The sequence below is a fragment of the Pedobacter sp. 01T416_2 genome (assembly GCF_056398925.1).
In genome coordinates, this window is record NZ_JBFTQI010000954.1 from 1 (window position 1) to 2,013 (window position 2,013).

The 2,013-nt window shown below is 40.7% G+C and carries 2 protein-coding genes; both read right to left on the reverse strand.

From position 1 onward, the window contains the following. Window positions 1–112: 112 nt before the first annotated feature. Window positions 113–1,660: a DHA2 family efflux MFS transporter permease subunit gene (locus AC1DPQ_RS26235; protein WP_477611363.1), complete on the reverse strand. Its 1,548-nt coding sequence runs from the start codon at window positions 1,658–1,660 to the stop codon at window positions 113–115. 8 nt (window positions 1,661–1,668) lie between these two features. After that, a partial coding sequence (locus tag AC1DPQ_RS26240; RefSeq protein WP_477611364.1) for an HlyD family secretion protein occupies window positions 1,669–2,013 on the reverse strand: 345 nt, incomplete at its 5' end.

The following is a 2,013-nucleotide window of genomic DNA, read 5'->3' on the forward strand; positions in this document are numbered from 1 at the left end:
GTTTAAGGGCATTGCATTGATTGTTAATTTTTTGGGTTAAAACAGCCGATGTAATAAAATACACCGGCTGTTTTTGTTTTTTGCCATTTTTTACGGCATTTCTTTGCAAATTTTAGTGCACATCGGCAGGAATATTTGCATTTTTCTTAAACTTTTGAAGATAAAGTAGTGGGATGGAGAACAACATGATTAATCCAGCAACCCAATAGGCATCGTCATAGGTAAGTAACATTGTTTGCCTGGTTACAATTCCTTCCATCGCTTTTGCTGCCATAATTTTGGCATCAAACAAGGTTTGTCCTTTTGCCATAAAACCTTTAATCAATCCGTTAAAACGATCCACAAATGGTTGGTTATAATCGTTCACATTTGCCAATAAAACACTTCTGTGGAAACCCGAACGGACGTGAATTAATGTAGTTAAAGCTGCGATACCGAATGAGCCGCCCAATTGGCGCATCATATTGTTCAAACCTGATCCCTGACCGATTTCTGGTCCTTTTAAATCCTGGATGGCAAGTGTGGTTAAAGGGACAAACAATAAGGCCATACCTACACCCCTGATTACCAGCGGCCAGAAGAAATCGCCAGTTCCTGATTGTAAAGTCGAATTACTCAACATCCAACAGAAAATGAAGAATGCCAACATACCAAAGGTGGCCATAATTTGTGCCGGAACACCTTTTTTAAGCATAATACCAATAAACGGCATCATTACAATGGTACATAATCCACCTGGGAACAAGATTTCTCCGGTTTGCAAAGGTGAAAATCCTAACAAATTCTGACAGAATACCGGAAATACAAACACTGACCCGTATAACCCGAAACCCAAAATAAATGAGGTAAACATCCCCACAGAGAAACTTCTGTGTCTCATAATTTTAAAGTTCACAATCGGGTGGTCGGTGGTCATTTCTCGCCATATAAATAACAGTAAGCCAAATACCGAGGCCACGGCCAATGCGGTAATGTATGGTGTAGCAAACCAATCTTCGCTCTCCCCTTTTTCTAATAATGTTTGTAAACTACCTACTGCAATAGCCAATAATGCGATACCCCACCAATCGACAGGTTGCCCCTGCCCTGATTTCGGGGTTGCCCGAACAAAGGTGTACGTACAGTAGGCCGCGAGAATTCCGACGGGAATATTCACATAAAAGATCCAGGGCCATGAACTGATTTCCAGAATATATCCACCAATGGTTGGCCCAACAGTTGGCCCAACTACAGCTCCTAAACCAAATAAGGCAGTTGCGATACCCACATCTTCACGTGGCCAGGTTTCTATTAAAATAGCTTGCGCTGTTGATATTAAACCACCGCCGGCCAAACCCTGAATGATCCTAAATAAAATAAGTTCATTCAATGAAGTGGCATTTCCACACAAAAAGGAAACGAGTGTAAAAACGATGATGGAGGTAAGAAAGTAATTTTTCCTGCCGAATCGGTTACCTAACCAGCCCGACATTGGCAACACGATAACATTCGCTACCGCATAGCCTGTAGAAAGCCAGGCCACATCCTCTAGGGTAGCGCCCAGGTTTCCCTGTATTTGTGGAATTGCCACGTTTACGATAGTCGTATCAATCAGCTCCAATAATGAAGCTGTGATTACCGTAAATGTAATAATCCACTTTTTTAAACCTACTTCGGCCATTTTAATTATTATTTAGTAGATACTGATGCTTTAACGCYCATTCCTGGGCGCAACTTAGCCAACAGTTCTTTTGATGGATGGATTTTGATTTTTACCGGAACACGCTGAACTACTTTAACAAAGTTACCAGTAGCATTATCAGGAGGCAATAAAGATCCTTTTGCACCAGTAATTGGAGAGAAATTATATACTTCGCCTTCAATTTTTTCGTCTGGATAAGCATCAACCTCAATTTCTACTTTAGAACCTTCTTTAATTTTCTCCAATTGAGTTTCTTTAAAGTTTGCCGTTACATAAATGCTTCCGTCATTCACGATAGAGAATAAAGATTGACCAGCCTGAACCAATTGTCC